General features: G+C 67.7%; 25 protein-coding genes and 1 tRNA gene. 14 read left to right on the top strand and 12 right to left on the bottom strand.

The genetic code is table 11. The features are described from left to right. Both VFG33_RS36730 and VFG33_RS36725 read right to left on the bottom strand, forming a co-directional pair. Nucleotides 1-114: isochorismatase family protein (locus VFG33_RS36730; protein ID WP_325057645.1), on the bottom strand; the 114-nt coding region annotated here is incomplete at its 3' end. 103 nt (nucleotides 115-217) lie between these two features. Then, nucleotides 218-973, bottom strand: a complete 756-nt coding sequence (locus VFG33_RS36725) for a M48 family metalloprotease (protein ID WP_325057642.1) — start codon at nucleotides 971-973, stop codon at nucleotides 218-220. Between the two features lie 168 nt (nucleotides 974-1,141). Between VFG33_RS36725 and VFG33_RS36720 the strand changes: the two genes are divergently transcribed. Together VFG33_RS36720 and VFG33_RS36715 are read left to right on the top strand one after the other, a co-directional pair. Continuing rightward, nucleotides 1,142-1,909 carry a sulfite exporter TauE/SafE family protein gene (locus VFG33_RS36720; protein WP_325057641.1) on the top strand — a complete coding sequence of 256 codons (768 nt, stop codon included), beginning with the start codon at nucleotides 1,142-1,144 and terminating at the stop codon, nucleotides 1,907-1,909. A gap of 77 nt (nucleotides 1,910-1,986) precedes the next feature. After that, nucleotides 1,987-3,231, top strand: coding sequence for an FAD-binding protein (locus VFG33_RS36715; protein WP_325057640.1), 1,245 nt, complete (start codon nucleotides 1,987-1,989; stop codon nucleotides 3,229-3,231). Nucleotides 3,232-3,249: 18 nt separating this feature from the next. On the opposite strand, the gene VFG33_RS36710 is transcribed toward VFG33_RS36715, so the two are convergent. Both VFG33_RS36710 and VFG33_RS36705 read right to left on the bottom strand, forming a co-directional pair. Further along, nucleotides 3,250-3,711 carry a MarR family winged helix-turn-helix transcriptional regulator gene (locus tag VFG33_RS36710; protein WP_325057639.1) on the bottom strand — a complete coding sequence of 154 codons (462 nt, stop codon included), beginning with the start codon at nucleotides 3,709-3,711 and terminating at the stop codon, nucleotides 3,250-3,252. Between the two features lie 50 nt (nucleotides 3,712-3,761). Further along, nucleotides 3,762-5,051, bottom strand: coding sequence for a nicotinate phosphoribosyltransferase (locus VFG33_RS36705; protein WP_414673012.1), 1,290 nt, complete (start codon nucleotides 5,049-5,051; stop codon nucleotides 3,762-3,764). 94 nt (nucleotides 5,052-5,145) lie between these two features. Between VFG33_RS36705 and clpS the strand changes: the two genes are divergently transcribed. The 6 genes from clpS (at nucleotide 5,146) to VFG33_RS36675 (ending at nucleotide 8,765) form a co-directional block, all read left to right on the top strand. Next, a complete protein-coding gene (clpS, locus tag VFG33_RS36700; RefSeq protein ID WP_325057637.1) occupies nucleotides 5,146-5,433 on the top strand; it encodes an ATP-dependent Clp protease adapter ClpS in 288 nt (95 codons plus the stop codon). Then, the gene (locus VFG33_RS36695) at nucleotides 5,430-5,987 is read left to right on the top strand and encodes a DUF2017 domain-containing protein (RefSeq protein ID WP_325057636.1); all 558 of its coding nucleotides are present in this window, start codon (nucleotides 5,430-5,432) and stop codon (nucleotides 5,985-5,987) included. The genes clpS and VFG33_RS36695 overlap by 4 nt, the downstream gene beginning before the upstream one ends. 44 nt (nucleotides 5,988-6,031) lie before the next feature. Then, nucleotides 6,032-7,009, top strand: a complete 978-nt coding sequence (locus VFG33_RS36690) for an aldo/keto reductase (protein ID WP_325057635.1) — start codon at nucleotides 6,032-6,034, stop codon at nucleotides 7,007-7,009. A 70-nt stretch (nucleotides 7,010-7,079) separates the two neighbouring features. Next, nucleotides 7,080-7,535 (top strand): M67 family metallopeptidase, encoded by a 456-nt coding sequence (locus VFG33_RS36685; RefSeq protein ID WP_325057634.1) that lies wholly within the window; start codon nucleotides 7,080-7,082, stop codon nucleotides 7,533-7,535. 1 nt (nucleotide 7,536) lies between these two features. Then, a complete protein-coding gene (locus VFG33_RS36680; RefSeq protein ID WP_325057633.1) occupies nucleotides 7,537-7,815 on the top strand; it encodes a MoaD/ThiS family protein in 279 nt (92 codons plus the stop codon). A gap of 2 nt (nucleotides 7,816-7,817) precedes the next feature. After that, on the top strand, nucleotides 7,818-8,765 hold the full coding sequence (locus VFG33_RS36675) for a PLP-dependent cysteine synthase family protein (RefSeq protein WP_325057632.1): 948 nt from the start codon (nucleotides 7,818-7,820) through the stop codon (nucleotides 8,763-8,765). A gap of 7 nt (nucleotides 8,766-8,772) precedes the next feature. Here VFG33_RS36675 and VFG33_RS36670 read toward each other — a convergent pair whose 3' ends face one another. Beyond that, nucleotides 8,773-9,129, bottom strand: a complete 357-nt coding sequence (locus tag VFG33_RS36670; RefSeq protein ID WP_325057631.1) for a hypothetical protein — start codon at nucleotides 9,127-9,129, stop codon at nucleotides 8,773-8,775. Between the two features lie 201 nt (nucleotides 9,130-9,330). Between VFG33_RS36670 and murI the strand changes: the two genes are divergently transcribed. Both murI and VFG33_RS36660 read left to right on the top strand, forming a co-directional pair. Continuing rightward, nucleotides 9,331-10,134 carry a glutamate racemase gene (gene murI, locus VFG33_RS36665; protein WP_325057630.1) on the top strand — a complete coding sequence of 268 codons (804 nt, stop codon included), beginning with the start codon at nucleotides 9,331-9,333 and terminating at the stop codon, nucleotides 10,132-10,134. A 129-nt stretch (nucleotides 10,135-10,263) separates the two neighbouring features. After that, a complete protein-coding gene (locus VFG33_RS36660; RefSeq protein WP_325057629.1) occupies nucleotides 10,264-11,010 on the top strand; it encodes an MBL fold metallo-hydrolase in 747 nt (248 codons plus the stop codon). Here the strand turns inward: VFG33_RS36660 and VFG33_RS36655 are convergent. Continuing rightward, nucleotides 10,998-11,609, bottom strand: coding sequence for a hypothetical protein (locus VFG33_RS36655; RefSeq protein WP_325057628.1), 612 nt, complete (start codon nucleotides 11,607-11,609; stop codon nucleotides 10,998-11,000). The genes VFG33_RS36660 and VFG33_RS36655 overlap by 13 nt on opposite strands. Before the next feature lie 153 nt (nucleotides 11,610-11,762). Next, on the bottom strand, nucleotides 11,763-12,938 hold the full coding sequence (locus VFG33_RS36650; protein ID WP_325057627.1) for a Gfo/Idh/MocA family protein: 1,176 nt from the start codon (nucleotides 12,936-12,938) through the stop codon (nucleotides 11,763-11,765). A 147-nt stretch (nucleotides 12,939-13,085) separates the two neighbouring features. Here VFG33_RS36650 and VFG33_RS36645 point away from each other — a divergent pair, with 147 nt between their 5' ends. From VFG33_RS36645 to VFG33_RS36630, 4 genes are read left to right on the top strand one after another with little or no spacing between them, the layout of a single operon-like run. After that, a complete protein-coding gene (locus VFG33_RS36645; protein ID WP_325057626.1) occupies nucleotides 13,086-13,994 on the top strand; it encodes an SGNH/GDSL hydrolase family protein in 909 nt (302 codons plus the stop codon). Nucleotides 13,995-14,004: 10 nt separating this feature from the next. Next, on the top strand, nucleotides 14,005-14,721 hold the full coding sequence (gene rph / locus VFG33_RS36640) for a ribonuclease PH (RefSeq protein WP_325057625.1): 717 nt from the start codon (nucleotides 14,005-14,007) through the stop codon (nucleotides 14,719-14,721). Beyond that, nucleotides 14,718-15,323 carry an RdgB/HAM1 family non-canonical purine NTP pyrophosphatase gene (gene rdgB / locus VFG33_RS36635; RefSeq protein WP_325057624.1) on the top strand — a complete coding sequence of 202 codons (606 nt, stop codon included), beginning with the start codon at nucleotides 14,718-14,720 and terminating at the stop codon, nucleotides 15,321-15,323. The genes rph and rdgB overlap by 4 nt, the downstream gene beginning before the upstream one ends. A 1-nt stretch (nucleotide 15,324) precedes the next feature. Continuing rightward, nucleotides 15,325-15,909 (top strand): hypothetical protein, encoded by a 585-nt coding sequence (locus VFG33_RS36630; RefSeq protein WP_325057623.1) that lies wholly within the window; start codon nucleotides 15,325-15,327, stop codon nucleotides 15,907-15,909. Between the two features lie 13 nt (nucleotides 15,910-15,922). Here the strand turns inward: VFG33_RS36630 and VFG33_RS36625 are convergent, their stop codons facing one another. The 5 genes from VFG33_RS36625 to bcp form a co-directional block, all read right to left on the bottom strand. Continuing rightward, a complete protein-coding gene (locus VFG33_RS36625) occupies nucleotides 15,923-16,513 on the bottom strand; it encodes an O-methyltransferase (RefSeq protein ID WP_325057644.1) in 591 nt (196 codons plus the stop codon). Between the two features lie 12 nt (nucleotides 16,514-16,525). Beyond that, complete coding sequence (locus VFG33_RS36620; protein ID WP_325057622.1) at nucleotides 16,526-17,002, bottom strand: VOC family protein; 477 nt, start codon at nucleotides 17,000-17,002, stop codon at nucleotides 16,526-16,528. Nucleotides 17,003-17,158: 156 nt separating this feature from the next. Next, nucleotides 17,159-17,239, bottom strand: a tRNA-Leu gene (locus tag VFG33_RS36615). A gap of 41 nt (nucleotides 17,240-17,280) precedes the next feature. Beyond that, nucleotides 17,281-18,909, bottom strand: coding sequence for a substrate-binding domain-containing protein (locus VFG33_RS36610; RefSeq protein WP_325057621.1), 1,629 nt, complete (start codon nucleotides 18,907-18,909; stop codon nucleotides 17,281-17,283). A 403-nt stretch (nucleotides 18,910-19,312) separates the two neighbouring features. Continuing rightward, on the bottom strand, nucleotides 19,313-19,780 hold the full coding sequence (gene bcp / locus VFG33_RS36605; protein ID WP_325057620.1) for a thioredoxin-dependent thiol peroxidase: 468 nt from the start codon (nucleotides 19,778-19,780) through the stop codon (nucleotides 19,313-19,315). Nucleotides 19,781-19,832: the final 52 nt, after the last annotated feature.

Here is a 19,832-nt window from a genome sequence, read left to right as displayed (position 1 = left end):
CCAGACGACCGGCACACCCACTTCACGAGCCCTGTCGACAAGCGCCCCGACGTTGGCAACCATCACATCGCGCTGATACGCATGGTTCACAACCCCGTTCTGAACATCGATCACCAGCAACGCGGTGTTGGGCCGATCCGGCAACGTGGTCACAACGATCCCCTCTCCTGACAACCTGGCCCCACCACGCTAAACCGCCCCACCGACAGCTTCGTCTCTACCCGAGCGGGCGGGCTTGCAGGAAGGTGTGGGCGGCGGTGGTGGGGTTGGTGGTGGGGTTGTAGGTCTCGACGGCGTGGAGGCGGTCTGTTGGGGAGGGGTGGGTGTCGATGACGGATTCGAGCCAGCGGGTGAGTGGGGAGAGCGGTCTTGCTGCGACGGCCGCTCGCCACTGGCGGACCGGTGCGGCGCCTACCAGTTGGACTGCTCTCAGGTCGGCTCGGAGTTCTTCGAGGTGTAGTGCGACCTTCCGGGCCCGTCCGGTACGACGGATGAGCTCGCCGGCGGCCAGGGTGATCAGCCCGATCACGACCGTGATCAGCAGCAGGGACAACAGCGGCGCGACCAGGTCGTTGAAGCTCGCCACGGCCTTGCGGATCAGGAGGCCGGCCGCGCTGATCAGGACCATGATCGAGGCGGTGATCAGCAGGGCCACGAGCCAGATGAGCGCGCGAGCGCGGGGTCCCTCGGGTTTGGGATCGCCGTACTCCGCGTGCGCCAACTCGTGGGCGAGGGTGGCGCGCAGGGTGTCATCGGTGTCGCGGACGGCGCGATGTGCAGGCAGCACGATGAGATACCGGTCGGGCCCGATCCGGCGGCACTCCGCCCCCGCCGCGAACCGGCTGAGCCGCAACTGCGGCAGCTCGATCCCGGCCGCAACCGCGATCGGCGCCGCCAACCGCCGGATCCGATCCACGGGGGCCGTCCGCACGCGATCCACGCGGGCCGTCCGGAGGTGATCCACGGGGGCCATACAGCCAGGGTTGCTCGGTCGTTCAACCAAGTACCCGTTCAATCCATGCCCCGCAGGAGCTTGGTGGAACTGTGTTTCATCCCACGATGGCTCAGTGGCCTAGCCGATAGCCCACTGGCCGATTCTCACTACGCTGCTGAGCATGGATCGTTCTCCGCGCGAGCTCCTGTGACGGGCCTGGAGCAACTCGCGGTCATCGGAGCAGGACTGGTCGCCGGGATGCTGACGACCACCGTCGGCGTCGCCTCCTTGGTGAGCTTCCCCGTGCTCATCGCGCTGGGTATCCCGCCGATCGTCGCGAACGTGTCGAACACGGTCGGCCTGATCCCCGGCGCGCTCAGCGGCTCGTTCGGGTATCGCCGCGAACTCCGGGAACAGCCGCAGACCACCTGGTACGTGGTGGTGACTTGTGCGGTCGGTTCGGTGGCGGGAGCGGCGTTGCTGCTTTCCCTGCCGCCGGGCGTCTTCGAGGCCCTGGTGCCCTGGCTGATCCTGTTCACCTGTCTGCTCGTGGGCGTGCAGCCGTGGATCTCCAGCTGGCTGCGATCCCGCCACGACGACCCCGACTCAGTAGAACCCCGTACGGCGATGTCGCCCGCCACCACCTTCTTCGCGGCCCTGACGGGCGTTTACGGCGGCTACTTCGGCGCTGGGGCCGGCGTCATGATGATGGCGGTGCTGGGCCTCGGTCTCGACCTCGAGCTGCGGATCGTGAACGCCCTGAAAACGCTGGCGCTGCTGGCCGCGAACGTGGTTGCCGCCCTGATCTTCGTCTTCGTGGCCGACATCGACTTCCACGTGGCCGGTCTGCTGGCCGCCGGCTCCGTCGTCGGCGGCTACGTCGGCGCCCACATCGGCCGCCGCCTTCCGCCCACCCTGCTCCGCATCCTCATAGTCCTCGCCGGCGTCACCGCAGCCGCCTTCATGCTGTTCTGACCCCGGCCCGGGCCCTGGGCGCGGTGGTGGATGGTTGTTGTGGAATGGTCCAAAGGGGATCACGAGGGAGGCGCTGGATGGTTGAGGTGCGGAACTGGGCCGGGAATGTGGTGTTCTCCGCCGGGCGGCTGGAGCGGCCGCAGGCGGTGCCGGAGTTGCAGGAGTTGGTCGCGCGCGCCGACAAGGTGCGGGTGCTCGGGTCCGGGCACTCGTTCAACCGGATCGCGGATACCGACGGGACGCTGGTGTCGGTCGCGGACCTGCCGCAGGTGATCGAGCTCGACGAGGACGCGCGCACCGTGCGCGTCTCGGGCGGCACCCGGTACGGCGAACTGACGGCCGCCCTGGAGTCCCGGGGATTCGCGCTGCACAACCTCGGGTCGCTGCCGCACATCTCGATCGCGGGTGCGTGCTCCACCGGGACCCACGGCTCGGGTAACACCAACGGGACCCTCGCCTCGGCCGCCACCGCGATCGAGTACGTCACCGCCGACGGTTCGTTGCTCACCCTCGACCGGGAGCACCCGGATTTCCTTGGCTCGGTGATCGCGCTGGGCGCCCTCGGCGTGACGACCCACCTCACGCTCGCGGTCCAGCCGTCGTACCAGATCAGTCAGGTCGTGTACGACGGGTTTCCGGTCGGCCGGCTCGGTACCGACTTCGAGGAGGTGTTCGCCAGCGCCTACAGCGTGAGCGCGTTCACCGACTGGGTCGATCCGGACGTGATGGTCTGGCGGAAGCTGCGGGCCGGCACTGCCTGGGAGCAGGAGTGGATGGGCGCGAAGGTTGCCGATGGCCCGCGTCATCCGATCAAGGCGATGCCGGCCGATTTCGCCACCCAGCAAGGGGGAGTGCCGGGACCATGGAACGAGCGGCTCCCGCATTTCCGGCTCGAGTTCACCCCGAGCAACGGTGACGAGTTGCAGTCCGAGTACTTCTTGCCTCGGGCAATGGCAGCGCGGGCCTTCGACGAATTGCGGGCCCTGGGCAAGCAACTCCAATCGGTGATGCAGATCTCGGAGGTCCGGACGATCGCGGCTGACGAGCTCTGGTTGAGTCCGAGCCAGGGCCGGGACACGGTCGCCCTGCACTTCACCTGGATCCAGGACGAAGCCGCCGTCCGGCCGGTCGTCGAGGCGCTCGAGAACGCCCTGCTCCCGCTGGAGGCCAGACCCCATTGGGGCAAGGTCTTCACCGCCGACGCCGCAACCCTTGCCGAGTGCTACCCGCTGGTCCCGACGTTCGTCAACCTGGCCGCGAAGTACGACCCGGCCGGCAAATTCCGCAACGACTACCTGAACACCTACCTACCCAGCCACTGAGCTCCACTGGAGCAGTGCTCAGCCGGGGAGTTCGTCGATGTTGGCGGTGATGGTCCAGAGGAGGTTACGGAGGAGGCGGCGTTGCTCGGGGGTGATGCCTTGGAGGGCTCGGTCGCCGGCCTGGGTGTGGAGGCGCTGGACCGTACGGGCTACTTCGGCGCCCTGGTCGGTGAGTTCGATGCTGACCTGGCGGGCGTCCTGGTCGTTCTTCAGCCGGCGGACGAGGCCGGCGGCTTCCATTCGCTGTGTGGTGCGGGTGGCGGTCGGGACCTCGACGTCTAGCACCTTGGCCAGCTGAGCGACCGGCAGCGAACCGAGGTGCAGCAGCTTGGCGAGCACGAGCTCCTGGCCCGTGTGAACGCCAGTGCCAACGAGTTCGTCACTGACTGCCTTGCGAGCCGCACGATCGGCGAACCGCAGGGCGATGAGGATGTCGGCCCCGCTCGCCGGCGCCTCGGGATCCCAACTCAACGACTTCATACTTCCCTGCCGTCCCGCTGCAGTCGCTTGCTCGGGGGCGTCCGCGGCGCTCACCTTTGGCTCCGAGGGGTGAAGGGGTTGCGGGCGTTGAGGTCGCCTACGTACTCCGTGGGGATGGCGGGCTCGCCGCGGCTTAGTTGGCTGGCGCTGCGGGGGAGTTCGTCGCGGACCTTGAGGTGGTGGGCCTGCGACTCGGCCGGGGTGGTGCGGCCGATGATCTTGCCGGATTCGACCAGTTGCTTCAGCAGGTACCGGTCGTCTCCGTCGTCCACCGGGGGCTCGCCGACACCGATCAATTCGACCTCTGCGACGCCGGCGGCCGAGCGGCGGCGCAGCGCGTACTTGCGACCACCGATGGAGATCTTGTGCGGACTCTTCTTCGCGACCGGCGTCATCTTGCCGCTCGCGTCCTCGCGGGAGACCAGCTTGTAGACGAAACCGCAGGTCGGGTACCCGCTGCCCGTCACCAGCGACGTGCCCACGCCGTACACGTCGACGGCCGCCGGAGCCAGCGCGGCGATCTGGTACTCGTCCAAGTCGCTCGTCACGATGATCCGGGTCTTGGTCGCCCCCAGCGAGTCGAGCTGGTCGCGGACCTGGCCGGCCAGCGACGGCAGGTCGCCCGAGTCGAGCCGGACCGCGCCGAGCTCTGTCCCGGTGATCGAGATCGCGGTCGCGACCGCCTCGGTCAGGTCGTAGGTGTCGATCAGCAGGGTGGTTCCCTTGCCCAGGGCATCGACCTGGGAGACGAACGCGTCCCGCTCGGTGTCGTGCAGCAGCGTGAACGAGTGCGCCGCCGTACCAGCGCTCGGGATCCCGAACCGGCGTGCCGCCTCCAGGTTCGAGGTCGTGGCGAAGCCCGCGATGTACGCCGCCAGCGCCGACGCGACCGCCGCCTCCTCGTGGGTCCGGCGCGAGCCCATCTCGATACACGGGCGGCCGCCGGCCCACCAGGTCATCCGGGACGCGGCCGAGGCGACGGCGGAATCGTGGTTCAGGATGGACAGGAACACGGTTTCCAGCAGCACCGCCTCGGCGAAGCTGGACTCCACCACCAGCACCGGAGAGCCCGGGAAGAAGATCTCCCCGTCGGCGTAGCCGGCGATGTCGCCGCTGAAGCGGTAGTTCGCCAGCCACTCGCAGGTAGCCTGGTCCACGATGCCCAGGTCGGACAGGAACCCGATGGCCTGATCGTCGAAACGGAACTGCTCCAGCGCGTCCAGGAGCCGGTTGACGCCCGCGATCACGCCGTACCGTCGCCCGTCGGGCAGCCGGCGGGCGAACAGTTCGAAGACGGAGCGGCGGTGCGCGGTCCCGTCGGCGAGACTGGCCTGCAGCATGGTCAGCTCGTAGTGGTCCGTCAAAAGCGCTGTCGTAGCGTTCACTAGTGCAGCCTATTGCGAGTCGAGAACCGATGATGGAGAGAATGGACAGGTGACCACCGCACCGAGCGAACTCGAGAGCCCCGAAGTCGACGAGGCGATCGAGCTGAGCCCACCGTGGGTGACCATCGTCTGGAACGATCCGGTCAACCTGATGGACTACGTCACGTTCGTCTTCCAGACCTACTTCGGCTACTCCAAGGAGAAGTCGGAGAAGCTGATGATGCAGGTCCACAAGGAGGGCAAGTCGGCCGTGTCGAACGGCAACCGCGAGGCGATGGAACGCGACGTCGAAGCCATGCACTCCTACGGCCTGTGGGCCACCTGTGAGAAGTCGTGACCAGGTTCCGTAAGCGCAAGAAGACCGTGATCGTCAGTTTCGCCGAGCACGAGTCGGACATCCTGGCGAACCTGCTCCGCAACCTGGTCGAGCTCCTGTACGACGGGATGCCGCCGCGCGAGTCGATGTCGAGCGACCCGCTGGCCGAGTTGCTGGACAACGACGGACCCACCTCGCCGCCGGAGGACGTAGTACTGCAGAGGCTGTTACCGGACGCGTACAAGACGGACGACCACGCTTCGGCGGAGTTCCGGCGGTTCACCGAGCGGGGGCTGCGGGACGGGAAGGTGTCCGATGCCAAGCGGGTCCTGGCCGCACTGGAGGAGTCGTCCAGCGTCGACGACGGGATCGTGCTCGAGCCGGACGACCAGTTGCGCTGGTTGCGCGCGCTGAACGACCTGCGGCTGGCGATCGGGACCCGGCTGGACATCAAGGAGGAGGACGACTACGGGGTCTGGGAGAAGCTTCCCGACGACGACCCACGCCGCCTCACCTACGACCTCTACGACTGGCTCGGCTACCTCCAGTCAGCCCTCCTCCACAACATCCGCTGAAACCCGCCAACATCCGCTGAAACCCGCCGCTTAGGGTTGGCCGTATGGAGAAGCGGACGTTGGGGCGTACCAAGCGGGATGTCGGTGTGGTCGGGCTCGGGGCCTGGCAGCTCGGGGCCGATTGGGGTGAGGTGGACGAGAGCGACGCGCTCGCGGTGCTGCACGCCGCGGTCGAGGGCGGCGTCACCTTCATCGACACCGCCGACGTGTACGGCGACGGCCGGAGTGAGCGGCTGGTCGGGAAAATCCTGAAGGACAACCCCGGCCTGACGGTGGCGACCAAGATGGGCCGCCGGGTCGAGCAGAAGCCGGCGAACTACAACCTGGACGCCTTCCGCGCCTGGAACGACCGCTCCCGGGAGAACCTGGGCGTGGACACGATCGACCTGGTCCAGCTGCACTGCCCGCCGACCGCGGTCTACTCCACCGACGCGGTGTTCGATGCGCTCGACACGTTGGTCCAGGAGCAGCGGATCGCGGCGTACGGGGTGAGTGTGGAAACCTGCGCGGAGGCGCTCACGGCGATCGCCCGGCCGAACGTGGCGTCGGTGCAGATCATCCTGAACGCGTTCCGGCTGAAGCCGCTCGACCAGGTGCTCCCGGCGGCCGCCGAGGCCGGCGTCGGCATCATCGCGCGGGTCCCGCTGGCGAGCGGCCTGCTGTCCGGCAAGTACGACGAGTACACGACCTTCGGGGCGGACGACCACCGCAACTTCAACCGCCGGGGCGACGCCTTCGACGTCGGGGAGACCTTCTCCGGGGTGGACTACAACACCGGCCTGGAAGCGGTGGAGCGGCTGCGGCCCCTCGTCCCGGCCGGCGCGACGATGGCGCAGTTCGCCCTCCGCTGGATCATCGACCAGCCAGGCGTGAGCGTGGTCATCCCGGGCGCCCGGAACCCCGCCCAGGTGGCAGGCAACGTCGGCGCGGCCGCCCTCGCCCCGCTCTCCGCGGTCCAGCTGGACACCGTCCAGACGGTCTACAACGACCTGATCCGCCCCCAGGTGCACAGCCGCTGGTAGCTGCTGTCCGAATAGTGGACCGACCCCGGCGTTGGTCGGGGCGGCCGGGCGGTCGCCGTACCGTGGGGTCGTGCTCATCATCGACTCCGCGACGTACGACGCGATCGTGGCGCATGCGCGGCGGGATCATCCGGACGAGGCGTGCGGGGTGGTCGCGGGACCGGCCGGATCGGACCGGCCCGAGCGGTTCATCCCGATGCTGAACGCGGCGATGTCGCCGACGTTCTACGAGTTCGACTCGGGAGACCTGCTCCGGCTCTACAAGGAGATGGATTCCCGCGACGAGGAGCCGGTGGTGATCTACCACTCCCACACCGCCACCGAGGCCTACCCGTCCCGGACCGACATCAACCTGGCCGGCGAGCCGGGTGCGCACTACGTGCTGGTGTCGACCCGTGACGGCGCGAACTCGCCGTCGCACGACGGGCCGGTGGAGTTCCGGTCGTACCGGATCATCGACGGCGAGGTCGCGGAAGAAGAAGTGCGCGTGGTCGAAAAATATGAAGAACTCGAAGGAGAGAACTGAGATGGCGATCGAACTGCGCGTGCCGACGATCCTGCGCACCTACACCGGCGGCGAGAAGGCCGTCAGCGGTGCCGGGGCCACGCTGGCCGAGTTCATCGACGACGTGAACGGCGCCCACCCCGGCCTGAAGGAGCGGATCGTCGAGGGCCAGCCGGAGGAACTGCGGCGCTTCGTGAACGTCTACGTCAACGACGAGGACGTGCGCTTCACCGGTGGTCTGGCCACGGGCGTGAAGGACGGCGACGTGGTGGTCGTGCTGCCGGCCGTCGCGGGCGGCTGACGATGCGCTTCGACAGCCTGCTCGACTCCGTCGGCGGTACGCCGTTGGTCGGCCTGCCGAAGCTGTCCCCGTCGGCGGACGTCAGGTTGTGGGCCAAGCTGGAGGACCACAACCCGACCGGATCGATCAAGGACCGGGCCGCCCTGCGGATGCTGCTGGACGCCGAGAAGGACGGGCGGCTCCGGCCGGGCAACACCATCCTCGAGCCGACCTCGGGCAACACCGGGATCTCGCTGGCGATGGCAGCCAAACTCCGCGGGTACCGGATGGTCTGTGTGATGCCGGAGAACACCTCCGAGGAGCGCCGGCAGATCCTGCGGATGTGGGGCGTCGAGATCATCTCCTCCCCGGCCGCAGGCGGTTCCAACGAGGCGGTCCGGGTCGCCAAGCAGGTCGCCGAGGAACACCCCGACTGGGTGATGCTCTACCAGTACGGCAATCCCTCGAACGCGGCCGCCCACTACGACGGCACCGCCCCCGAGATCCTCGCCGACCTTCCCTCGGTGACGCACTTCGTCGCAGGCCTGGGCACCACCGGCACGCTGATGGGCGCCGGGCGGTTCTTCCGCGAGCACAAGCCCGAGGTCCGGATCGTGGCGGCCGAGCCTCGGTACGGCGAACTCGTCTACGGCCTGCGCAACCTCGACGAGGGGTTCGTGCCCGAGTTGTACGACCCGGCCCTGATCGACGCACGGTTCTCCGTCGGCCCCCGCGACGCCGTACGCCGGGTCCGCGAACTGCTGGACAACGAGGGCATCTTCGCCGGCATCTCCACCGGCGCCATCCTGCACGCGGCACTCGGCCAGGCAGCCAAGTGCATCCGCGACGGTGAGTCCGCGGACATCGCCTTCATCGTCGCGGACGGCGGCTGGAAATACCTGTCCACCGGCGCCTACGAAGGCACCATCGATGAGGCCGAAGACCGCCTAGAAGGCCAACTCTGGGCCTGATCAACCCCTAGGTCTTGAAGAGCACTTTGCGTCCTAGGCGGGGGTGTACGCCGCGGCCCTTGCAGCTGGTGCAGGGGCGGGTGGCGTAGCTGAAGAAGGACCCCTTGTGCCTGCCTGCGCCCTTGCAGCGCCCGCACTTGGCGAACGGGTGCAGAGCCAGCGAGATCACGTAGAGGCCGAAGACGAAGGCCGCGAACAGCAGGAGCATGCCGAGCGGCCCGAGGGCGCCGGCGATGTCAGCTGCAGTGCTGTTCGTGGTCGTGTCCGCAGCCGGGCCGGCGGCTTGTGCCGCGGCGTCGGCGGGTTGCGGATTCGGTGCGGCGGTGGTGCTGAGAGCCACCGCGATGTGGACTGCCAGATTCATGGCATCGCGAGGGGCGGTTGGAAACACATCGTCACAGAGTGGCGCGCGTCACGTCACATTGCAATTCCTGAGAGTAAAGATGTGGATAACTTCGGCGTGTCGTTCTGCGGAGTTAGGTAAGGGTAACTTCAGAACTGCCCGCTGCCGGTCTTCTCGGCCCGGTCGAGGCTTCGGTCGGAGCCGCCGGATAGGGTTCACAGCGTGGCAGACGCACCGATCGGCATCTTCGACTCCGGCTTCGGCGGGCTCACCGTGGCCCGCGCGGTGCTCGACCAACTGCCGCACGAACCGATCCTGTACCTGGGCGACACCGCCCGTCAGCCGTACGGCCCGCTGTCGATCGCCGAGGTCCGCGAGTACTCCCTGGAGTGCCTGGATCACCTGGTCGAGGCCGGCGTGAAGGCGCTCGTGATCGCGTGCAACTCCGCCAGCGCGGCGATGCTCAGGGACGCCCGCGAGCGGTACGACGTACCGGTGGTCGAGGTGATCTTCCCCGCGGCCAGGCGCGCCGTGGCTGCCACCCGGAACCAGCGCGTCGGCGTCATCTGCACCAAGTCCACCGCGGCGTCGCTCGCGTACGACGACGCCTTCGCCGCGGCTCCGCAGGTCGAGCTCACCACCCAGGCGTGCCCGAAGTTCGTCGACTTCGTCGAGTCCGGCGTGACGTCGGGGCCCGAGTTGCTGGCGGCCGCACACGAGTACCTGGATCCGCTGGTCGAGGCCGACGTCGATACGTTGATCCTCGGCTGCACGCACTACCCCTTGCTGACCGGCGTCATCTCGTACGTGATGGGCGACGAGGTCACCTTGGTGAGCAGCGCGGAGGAGGGCGCCAAGGACGTGTACGGCGTGCTCACCAAGGCCGGGCTGCTCCGCGACATCGACCTGCCCGAGCCCCAGCACCGCTTCGTCACCACCGGCAACCCGGCCGACTTCGCCGCCATCGGCTCGCGCTTCCTCGGCCCGGTGATCAGCTCCGTCGACCAGTTCGCCTCGGTCCGCTGATGATGCCTAGTTGTCCAGGGCACCAGATCCGGGCCGTGCTCGAAATCGTCGACAGGCAAGTGGATCGGCCGTTCGGCGACGCCCCAGGGTTTCCTGCGAAGCCGGCAACCCGCCGGTAATGTTCAAGCTATGAAGCTCACTGTGCTCGGCTGCTCGGGGTCGGTCCCCGGGCCGGACTCGCCTGCTTCGAGCTATCTGGTCAGCGCGGACGGATTCCAACTGGTGCTCGATCTCGGCAGTGGCGCGCTCGGTGTGCTGCAGCGGCATCTCGAGGTGCCGCAGATCGGCGCGATCGCCTTGTCCCACCTGCATCCGGACCATTGCATGGACCTGTGCGGGTTGTACGTCGCCGCGAAGTACTCGCCCTCCTCGCCCTTCCCGCGGATCCCCGTGTACGGGCCGCCCGGTACTGCGAGTCGGATGGCGCTGGCGTACGACCTGCCGCTGGATCCGGGGATGGAGGAGCAGTTGGACTTCCATGTCTGGTTGGAGATCCAGCAGATCGGCCCGTTCACCGTTCGCACCGCGTCGATGGTGCACCCGGTCCCGGCGTACGCGATCAGGGTTGAGCACGGCAACAAAGCGCTCGTCTACACCGGCGACACCGGTCCGAACGACGCCCTGATCGAGCTTGCCCGTGGCGCCGACCTGCTGCTGAGCGAAGCGGCCTTGCAGGACGGCGATCCGAACAACCCGCCCGACCTCCACCTGACCCCCGCCGACGCCGGCGAACACGCCAAACGGGCCGGCGTGAAGCGACTCGTCATCACCCACGTACCGCCCTGGTTCAACCGCGACAACCAGTCAGAAGGTGCCCGCCGCACCTTCCCCGGCGAAGTCCTCACCGCCACCCCCAACGCCACCTACGAAATCTGATCGTTGTCCTCGGCCACCCCGCCAAGAGTTTCGTAGAAGTCGGTGGTCCGCCGATAACCGTTGCCCTCGAGGAGTTCCGATCCCCGATCGTCGCCGGAAGCAAGGATGACCACCGCGACCGAAGCGCCACGCCGTACCGACGCCCGCTCGATCTCAAGCAGCGCACTCTGGTCCCGAACAGTTGTGACCAGTACTACCGGCCCGCCCGGCGCATAGACAGGCGGCGCCTCCACCAGGCGCCCCTCCGCGCCGTCCACCCTGACTGTCGAATCCATCGGCTCCGTCGCCGTGGCGGCGATGCCCGAACTGTCGAGATCGCGATGCCACCACGACTCGGCGACCCTCGCGCCGAGCGACTCCACCGCTTCCCGGCGCTCCGGCTCAGGAGCTGGGCACACAACCCGCAGCAGACCGGCTGCGTCAGCGTGGCGTAGCGCACCGGCCGCGGCAGCGTGCCGCAGCAGGCCGAGACCTTCAGTCGCCCAGTCGCCTTCGGCTTCGAGTGCGAAGTCGTCGATCACCAGACGATTTCCGTCAGGCACGCCGAAGAGAAAGCCGTGCTCCGACCGGATCGAGAGGATGGCGGCAGTGTCGATCAAGCTGCCCAGGAACTCTGTGTGAGCAGCAGTTGCTCCCGCTGACGGACGCCAGAAGCGGGGTGCGAAGTCCGCCAGTTGCCGGCGCCTGGCTGCGGCGAGCTCCACTACCCACGGCAGGTCCGACCGGGTGAGCGGGCGTAGGCCCTCCATTGATCAGGCCCGGGTTTGGCCGTTGTCGAAGTACTTGGTGAGGGTTGCGTCCAGTGGGGGGACGTCGATGGGGGTGCCGTTGGAGCGGAGGGAGGTGGTGGCGGCGTAGCCGGCGGCGACTGCGGCGCGGGCTGCTGTGGGGGAGGTGAGGGTGGCGCCGCCGTCGCGGACGAAGCGGACGAACTCGGCGACCAGGCGGGGGTCGGCGCCGGCGTGACCGCCTGCGGCCGCGGGGATGACGACCTCCTCGTCGGCGTCGGCGCGGTAGTCGGAGCGCTTGCTGTTCCACACCTTGACCACGCCGCCAGGTGCGTCGCCGAAGTTCTCCAGCCGCCCTTGCGTACCGATCACCGTGTAGTTGCGCCAGTAGTCCGGGGTGAAGTGGCACTGCTGGTAGGTGAGGTAAACCCCGTTGTCCAGCAGGAGATTCGCCATCGAGAGGTCCTCGACGTCCATCACCGGCGCCATCCCCGTCTGGGACAACGGCGGCCAGTTGTCGTTCGAGACGAACTCCGCGAACCGTTGCTCGGAGCGATCCATCCGGTCGTCGATCCCGCCGTACACGACCAGGCCGCCGAGTGCGTTCGCCCTGGTGGTGTAGCCACCGGCCAGCCAGTGCATCACATCGATGTCATGGGCACCTTTCTGCAGCAGCAGACTGGTCGTGCGCCGCCGGTCGGCATGCCAGTCCTTGAAGTAGAAGTCGCCGCCGTGCCCGACGAAGTGCCGGCACCAGATCGCCTTGACCTCGCCGATCGCGCCTGCGGCGATCAGTTCCCGCATCGTCAGTACTACGGGCATGTGGCGCATGTTGTGCCCGACGTACAGCCGCGCGCCACTCTCGTACGCCGCTTGCAGCACCCGGTCGCATCCCGAGGTGGTGATCGCCAACGGCTTCTCCACGAACACCGCGATCCCGGCCCGGAGGAACTCGATCGCCGGCTCCTCGTGCAGGTCGTCCGGGGTGGTGACGAAGACCCCGTCCAGCTGGAGATCGAGCAGCTCGCGATGATCGCCGTACGAGGTCGCGCCCGGATAGTCGGCGCGGGCCGCGAGCTGCTGTTTCTCGACCGGATCGCAAACCGCGACTATGCGGGAGCCCTCACCGGGCTTGTGGGCGTGCTGGGCCAGCCGGCTCCGGGCACCCAGTCCCACCACACCGAACCGAAGGTCTGTCATCTTCAGCCAACTCCTGCGCGTAGGTGATTGCACCAACCTATGTCCGAACACTTCCGACCTTCAACACCCCGCTGATCCCATGGTGTTGCCCCGGTCGTCACCTCATCGTCGGCGATTACTCGCCGTGGTCCTTCACCATGACGGAACGTGAGCCTCCACTATGTGGCACTGGGCGACTCGACCACCGTTGGTGTCGGGGACCCGATGAATGGCAGTACGACCGATCTTTCCGGTGCCGGCGCTCGTCCCGGGGAAGGGTGGCGGGGCTGGGCCTCGCTGCTCGCCGATGCCCTGGGCAGTTCCCACCGTGTGACATTTTCCAACCACGCGACCAGCGGCGCCACTGTGCCGGTGGTGGTCTCCGACCAACTTCCCGAGACCGGTACCGGCCGGGTCGACCTGGCCTCCCTGATCGTCGGGGTGAACGACACCCTGCGATCCACCTTCGACCAGGCGCAGATCCGCGACGGTTTGCAGCGGTGTGCGGAGCAACTGACCGCCCGCGGCGCAGTACTGCTGACCGTCCGGTTCCACGATCACGGCCAGGTTTTCGGCCTGCCGTCGTGGCTGCGCCGACCGCTCTGGCAGCGGATCGAGCAAGTCAACAACGCGTACGACGACCTGCATGCCAGGTTCGGCGGGATCCGGATCGACATGGCGGACTACCCGGAGGTCTATCGCCGGGACTTCTGGAGTGTCGACCGGCTGCACCCAGGGGAGCGGGGTCACCGCCGGCTGGCCCGGGCCTTCGCCGACGAACTCGCCTTGCGCGGTTTCCGGATCGCAGTACCGCCTGATCTGGAGTGTGCGGGGCAGACGCCGACCAAGTGGGCCGATGCTGTCTGGATGGTCCGCGAGGGCGTCCCCTGGCTCGGCCGCCGTGCCAGCGACCTCACCCCCTGGGCGGCCAAGATGGTCCTCACCCAGTTCCGGCCGAATCGCTTCGCCAACGTCGGCCGGTCCCCTCAACCACGCCTCGCCCAACTCCCGCGTCCGGATGTACTTGTCCACAACCCCACGACAGCCAATGCGGAGGTGCAGCGGGTTCAGGCTTAGGGTCTGAACCATGGCTCGTATCGATGGACGTACCCCTGATCAGCTCCGGCCGGTAACCCTGACCCGGAACTGGCTCGACCACGCCGAGGGTTCGGTGCTGGTCGAGTTCGGCCGGACCCGGGTGCTGTGCGCGGCCAGTGTCACCGAGGGCGTGCCGCGCTGGCGCAAGGGATCCGGCCTGGGGTGGGTGAGCGCGGAGTACGCGATGCTGCCGCGGTCCACCAACACGCGCTCGGACCGGGAGTCCGTGAAGGGCCGGATCGGCGGCCGCACGCACGAGATCTCCCGGCTGATCGGGCGATCGCTGCGCGCGGTGATCGACTACAAGGCGCTCGGCGAGAACACCATCCTGCTGGACTGCGACGTCCTGCAGGCCGACGGCGGCACCCGCACCGCCGCGATCACCGGCGCGTACGTCGCGCTCGCCGACGCGGTGTCGTTCCTCCGGGATCGCAAGGCGCTGAAGGGCGAGCCGCTGACCGGCTCGGTGTCCGCGGTGTCGGTCGGGATCATCGACGGCAAGCCGATGCTCGACCTCTGCTACGAGGAGGACGTCCGCGCCGAGACGGACATGAACCTGGTGCTCACCGGCGACGGCAAGTTCATCGAGGTGCAGGGCACCGCCGAAGGAGCCCCCTTCGACCGCGCCGAGCTGGACAGCCTGCTCGAGCTCGGTACTGCGGGATGCGCCGAGCTGACGAAGTTCCAGCAGGAGGCGCTCGCGTGACCAAGGTTCTCCTCGCCTCGAACAACCAGAAGAAGCTCGAGGAACTCCGCCGCATCCTCACCCCGATCGTGCCGGGCATCGAGGTGCTCGGTCTGGCCGACGTCACGCAGTACGAGGAACCCGCCGAGACCGAGCCGACCTTCGAGGGCAACGCACTCCTGAAGGCGCATGCCGCCGTGGCCGCGACGGGTCTGCCGTCGATCGCGGACGACAGCGGGATCTGCGTCGACGCGCTGAACGGGATGCCTGGGGTGTTGTCGGCGCGCTGGGCCGGTCCCGCGAAGGACAACCTGGCGAACAACCTGCTCCTCCTCGGTCAACTCGAGGACGTGCCGGACGAGCGCCGCGGCGGCGCCTTCGTCGCAGCAGTGGCGTTCTGCCGCCCGGACGCCGAGGACGTGATCGTCCGCGGCGAGATGCGCGGCTCGGTGATCCGCGAACTGCGCGGCACCGGCGGCTTCGGGTACGACGTGCTGTTCCAGGCCGACGGGTACGACGTGACCACCGCGGAACTGTCGATCGAGGAGAAGGACGCGATCAGCCACCGGGGCAAGGCCCTCCGCGAACTCGCCCCCATCGTCGCCGGAACACTAGGAGCTTGAGATGTTGTTCGCCGGACCTGATCGTGACGGGGTTGCCGAGGGGCGGATCACTACGGCGTACCGCCGCTGGGCGCAGGCGCGGGTGGTGGAGGGGCGGATCTACCGGACCAACGCCGGCCGGATCGAGATCGACACCGTGCGGGAGGTCAACCCCGACCTGATCGCAGACAACGACGCGGACGTGATCGCTGCCGACCGTCAGAACGCGAAGGACGTCCGCCGCCGACTGCGCGGCAACGAGGACTGGCCGACGTTCCTGATCAACTTCCACCTGGTCGAGGGCCCGGACCCCCGCGAGGAACTGGCGGCCTCCACCGACCTGTCGGCCGAAGACCTGGAAGACCTGCGCGACCGGCTGGCCAAGCTCGACGAACTGAGCCGCCACGGCGCCTGGACTGCCCAGACCCTCCGCCTGATCGAGTCCAAGCCCGCCACCCGCGCCGGCGACCTCGCCGCCGAGATCGGCCGCGACACAGCCGGCTTCAAACTCGACGTCCGCAAACTGAAGAACCTCGGTCTCACCTACAGCCTGGAAGTCGGCTACGAGCTGAGCCCCCGCGGCGCGACGTACCTGAAATCCCTCTGAAGACGGCGTCGAGCTAGCGCTTGCGAGCCAGCGTCACGCCGTCGCGTACCGGCAGCATCACGGACTCGACTCGCTCGTCGGCGGCGATGAGGTCGTTCAGCCGGCGCATCGCGAGATGGCGGTCCTCGGTGTACGCGGGGTCGAAGACGCGGCCGCCGAGGAACACGTTGTCCAGGACCACGAGGCCCCCAGGGCGCAGTCGCTGGACGATCTCCTCGTAGTACGCGGGGTAGCTGTCCTTGTCCGCGTCGATGAAGGCGACGTCGATGGCGGGCTCGTCCGGCAACGCTTGCAGGGTCTCGAGGGCGGGGCCGAGCTTCAGCTCGATCCGGTCGGCCAGGCCGGCCTTCTCCCACGCCGTGCGCCCGATCGAGGTCCACTCCTCGCTGACGTCGCAGGTGACCAGGCGGCCACCGTCGGTCAGGCCCCGGGCGATGCACAGGGATGAGTAGCCGGTGAAGGTGCCCACCTCAACGGCGAACCGCGCATCCACCAGGCGGGTCAGTATCGTCAGCAGCATCCCCTCGTCGTGGCTGACCTGCATCTGCGCCGCGCTCCCGCTGGCCTCGTGCTCGCGCGTCGTGACAGCCAGCTCCCAAATCACCCCCGCCAACTCTCAGCGCGGCAACCTTGGAACGTCGTACATCGTGGGTGGGCCGTCCGCGGTGAACTCCATGCCGAGGAAGGTGTCGTCCACAGTCTCGTGATCCCAGAGGAAGCGCAGGACCGTGCCGTCCGGGTCGGTGATGTCCAGCGCCTGCCCGTACTCGCCGCGGTCGTGGATCGGCTCATGGTCGAAACCAAGCCGCTCACAGTCCTCGACCAACTGGTGCAGCACCTGCGGCGACTCGACCCCGAACCCCACCAGATCGAACCCGGCAAAGTTCGGCCGGCCAGGGACAACCTCGCGATCGCGCAACGCGATGACGAATCCACCCGGCCGGTCCAGGAGTACGACACCCCGGACAACCCCGTCCTCGGTGAACTCAGCCACCAACTCCAGCCCCAGCAACGCCTGGTACCACCGCATACTCCGCACCAGATCCGTCACCGGCACCTTCACCTGCCGAATCTTCGTCAACCCCACACCCATGGCGTCCTCCCTTGGTCGTCAACGCCAATCGTGCCCGCCGAACTTCAGCCAGCCTTAAGACGCCCCACGGATCAGCGCGACCACGTGCGCGCCGGATCGCTCTTGCTGAGCTGCGACGGAGGAGCCCCGACTGTAGTTCGGAGTACAGGGGTCGTGTGCCAGAGAAGGGATTCGAACCCTCACACCCGAAGGTACCGGCACCTAAAGCCGGCGTGTCTGCCATTCCACCACTCTGGCCTGGGGCTTGCTCCCCAAGAACATCTTAGGGAGCAAGCCTCTCAGCGGCTCTGCAGGGCGTCGATGAAGACGGCCTGGAGGTCCGTCGGGTTGCGGGCCACGTAGCTTCGGCCGTTGGTCGCCTCGGCCAGCAGTTTGAGCTCGTTGGCGTCCGCCTCCGGACCCATGCCCAGCGCGATGATCCGGACGGGACGCGCCGGGTCACGCAGACTTTCGAGCTGCTTGATGGTACTCGCCAGGCTCGGGCTGCCCGGGTCGTCGTTCTTGCCGTCGGTGAACAGCAGGACCGTGTTCACGGCCGTCGAGTCGTAGTTGGCCCGGACCGCGCGGACCGCGGCGATCGCCGTGTCGTACAGGCCGGTACCACCGCCGACCCGAGCTGTCTGCGGCCTCAACTGGCCGATCATCTTCGACCGCTGCGCCGAAGTCAGCTTGCCGATCGGGACCAGTTCCTTGTAGTCGGCGCTGTCCGGACCGATCTTCGTCGAGAACACCCACAAGCCCAGTGCGGCAGAGTCCGGGAACATCGTCAGACCCCTCTCCGCGGCCTCCAGGGTGAGCTGCATCCTGGTCTTCCCGTTCTCGACCTTGGTGCCCATCGAGCCGGACACGTCGATCACCGCGAGCGAGTGCGCCGACAGCGAGAGAGTGGCCCATTGCTGCAGCGTCTTCTCCACCGACTGGGTCGTCGGCTTGCTGAGCTGGGTGACCTCACCGACGCCAAGGCCGCCGCTGAGCGGACTCAGCTGCGGGTCGCGGAATCCGGCTTGGTCACGGGCCTGGGCACCAGCGTCCGTGAACATCTCCTCCGCGAGCGCCTTGCCCGCTTCGGTGACGGCCTCGGTGTTCGACTTGGCCGTGACCACGACCGGGTAGTCGAGCGTCAGCGTGCCGGTCTTCGGCACGACCGCCTTCAGCTCCGCTTCCGGGTGCTCTTCCTGGTACTTGACGAAGCTCTGCTCCGACGCCGGCACGATCACCTTGCTGCCCTCGGCGGCCGCCTTGCTGAACGGGCCGCTGACCTCGGTGTACTGCTTGGCCATCGAGCCGAGCCGCTGGGCCATCGGGACCAGGACGCTGGCGACGTCCGTGTTCGAGGCCGACGTCTTGGACCGCTCGGACTGGATCGCCACCACCGCGAGGGCGCCGGCGGACTGGCTCAGCGGATCGAGCAGCGCCGGTTGGGTACCGGCGAAGGCCCCCAGCCACGACTGGGTGGTCGCGAAGTTCTCGCCGCGGCCGACCAGTACGACCGGTGAGGTCGCGATGGACGGGACCGCGATGCTCGGGATCGACTCGCCGTCGTCGGCCCGGGCCACCCACAGCGAGGAGTCCGGCACCCACAGGTCGGGCCGGTTGTCACTGCCACTGCCGACGTCCTGGGCGACCTTGGACGCGGAAGCTCCGGTAATGGTGAATTGCAGACAGGGGGCGTTGTCGTCCTTCTTCCCGGCCAGCGACTTCGCGGCCGACTCCAACTGCGGCTGTAGCTCCGGTGTCGTGCTGAGCGAGATCTGGGTCGGGTCGTCACAGGACCCACCGCCCAGAAAACCGTCGGCGCCGGATTCCGATCCGAAGGAGCGGACCACAAAGACGGCGCCCAAGGACAGCACCAGTAGGCCGACAGCCGTCAGATACACCGGACGGCGATTGTTGTTACTTCGCGTCACCGCAGAGGAATGTTTTCCCATCGCGGCAGGTCCCTCCCTCCCAGAGGCAGACTGCGGGCGCAGATTACCCGGTTTGCACTGGTCAGGGCCAAGGAGAGGGGCTTCCTTCACATCGTGAAGTCGGTACTGCAAATGGACGATGAATGCCTATGCAGTACTGCTCATCCCTGTAGGAGGCGGAAAAGTCACGCAGGGTAGTGCTACCACTCCGATCCGCTCCGATCGGAGTGTGATCCAAATCACAGCATCCCTTGGGCTCAAACGACCGTTGGGTGGACCACAGCCGTGAAACGGTCGAAGGTTTCCCTTCCTGGGTTGTCCTGACAAGCCCGCCCCCTGCTGAAGACTCCGTCACCGCCCGGAAGGTTGTCCGGACCGCTGATGGACCGCCGGGACGGGGCTGTCAGAGGCCGAGGTCGCGGCGCAGCTTGGCGACGTGGCCGGTGGCCTTGACGTTGTACTGCGCGACCGCGATCTTCCCGTCCGGGTCGACCACGAAGGTGGACCGGATCACCCCGGTCACCAACTTGCCGTACATCGTCTTCTCGCCGAAAGCGCCGTACGCGTTCAGGACTTCCTTGTCCGGGTCGCTCAGCAGCGGGAAGGTGACTCCGTCGCGCTCGCGGAACTTCGCCAGCTTGGCGGGCTTGTCCGGCGAGATCCCGAGCACGGTGTAGCCGGCGGCCGCGAGCGAGTCGAGCGAGTCCCGGAAGTCGCAGGCCTGCTTCGTGCAGCCCGGCGTCATCGCGGCGGGGTAGAAGTAGACGATCACGTTCTTGCCCCGCAGGTCCGCCAGCGCGACCTCGTTGCCATCGGCATCGGGAAGGGTGAACTCGGGGGCGGCATCGCCGACGGACAGGCGCTCGGACATCTCCACGATCCTTCCAACGAACTGGCCCAGCTGTAGACAGCAGGTTGCCAGC

Origin of the sequence: Kribbella sp., from assembly GCF_035687465.1 — a bacterium.
Taxonomy (GTDB): domain Bacteria; phylum Actinomycetota; class Actinomycetes; order Propionibacteriales; family Kribbellaceae; genus Kribbella.
This window is presented reverse-complemented; position numbering and strand designations above follow the sequence as displayed.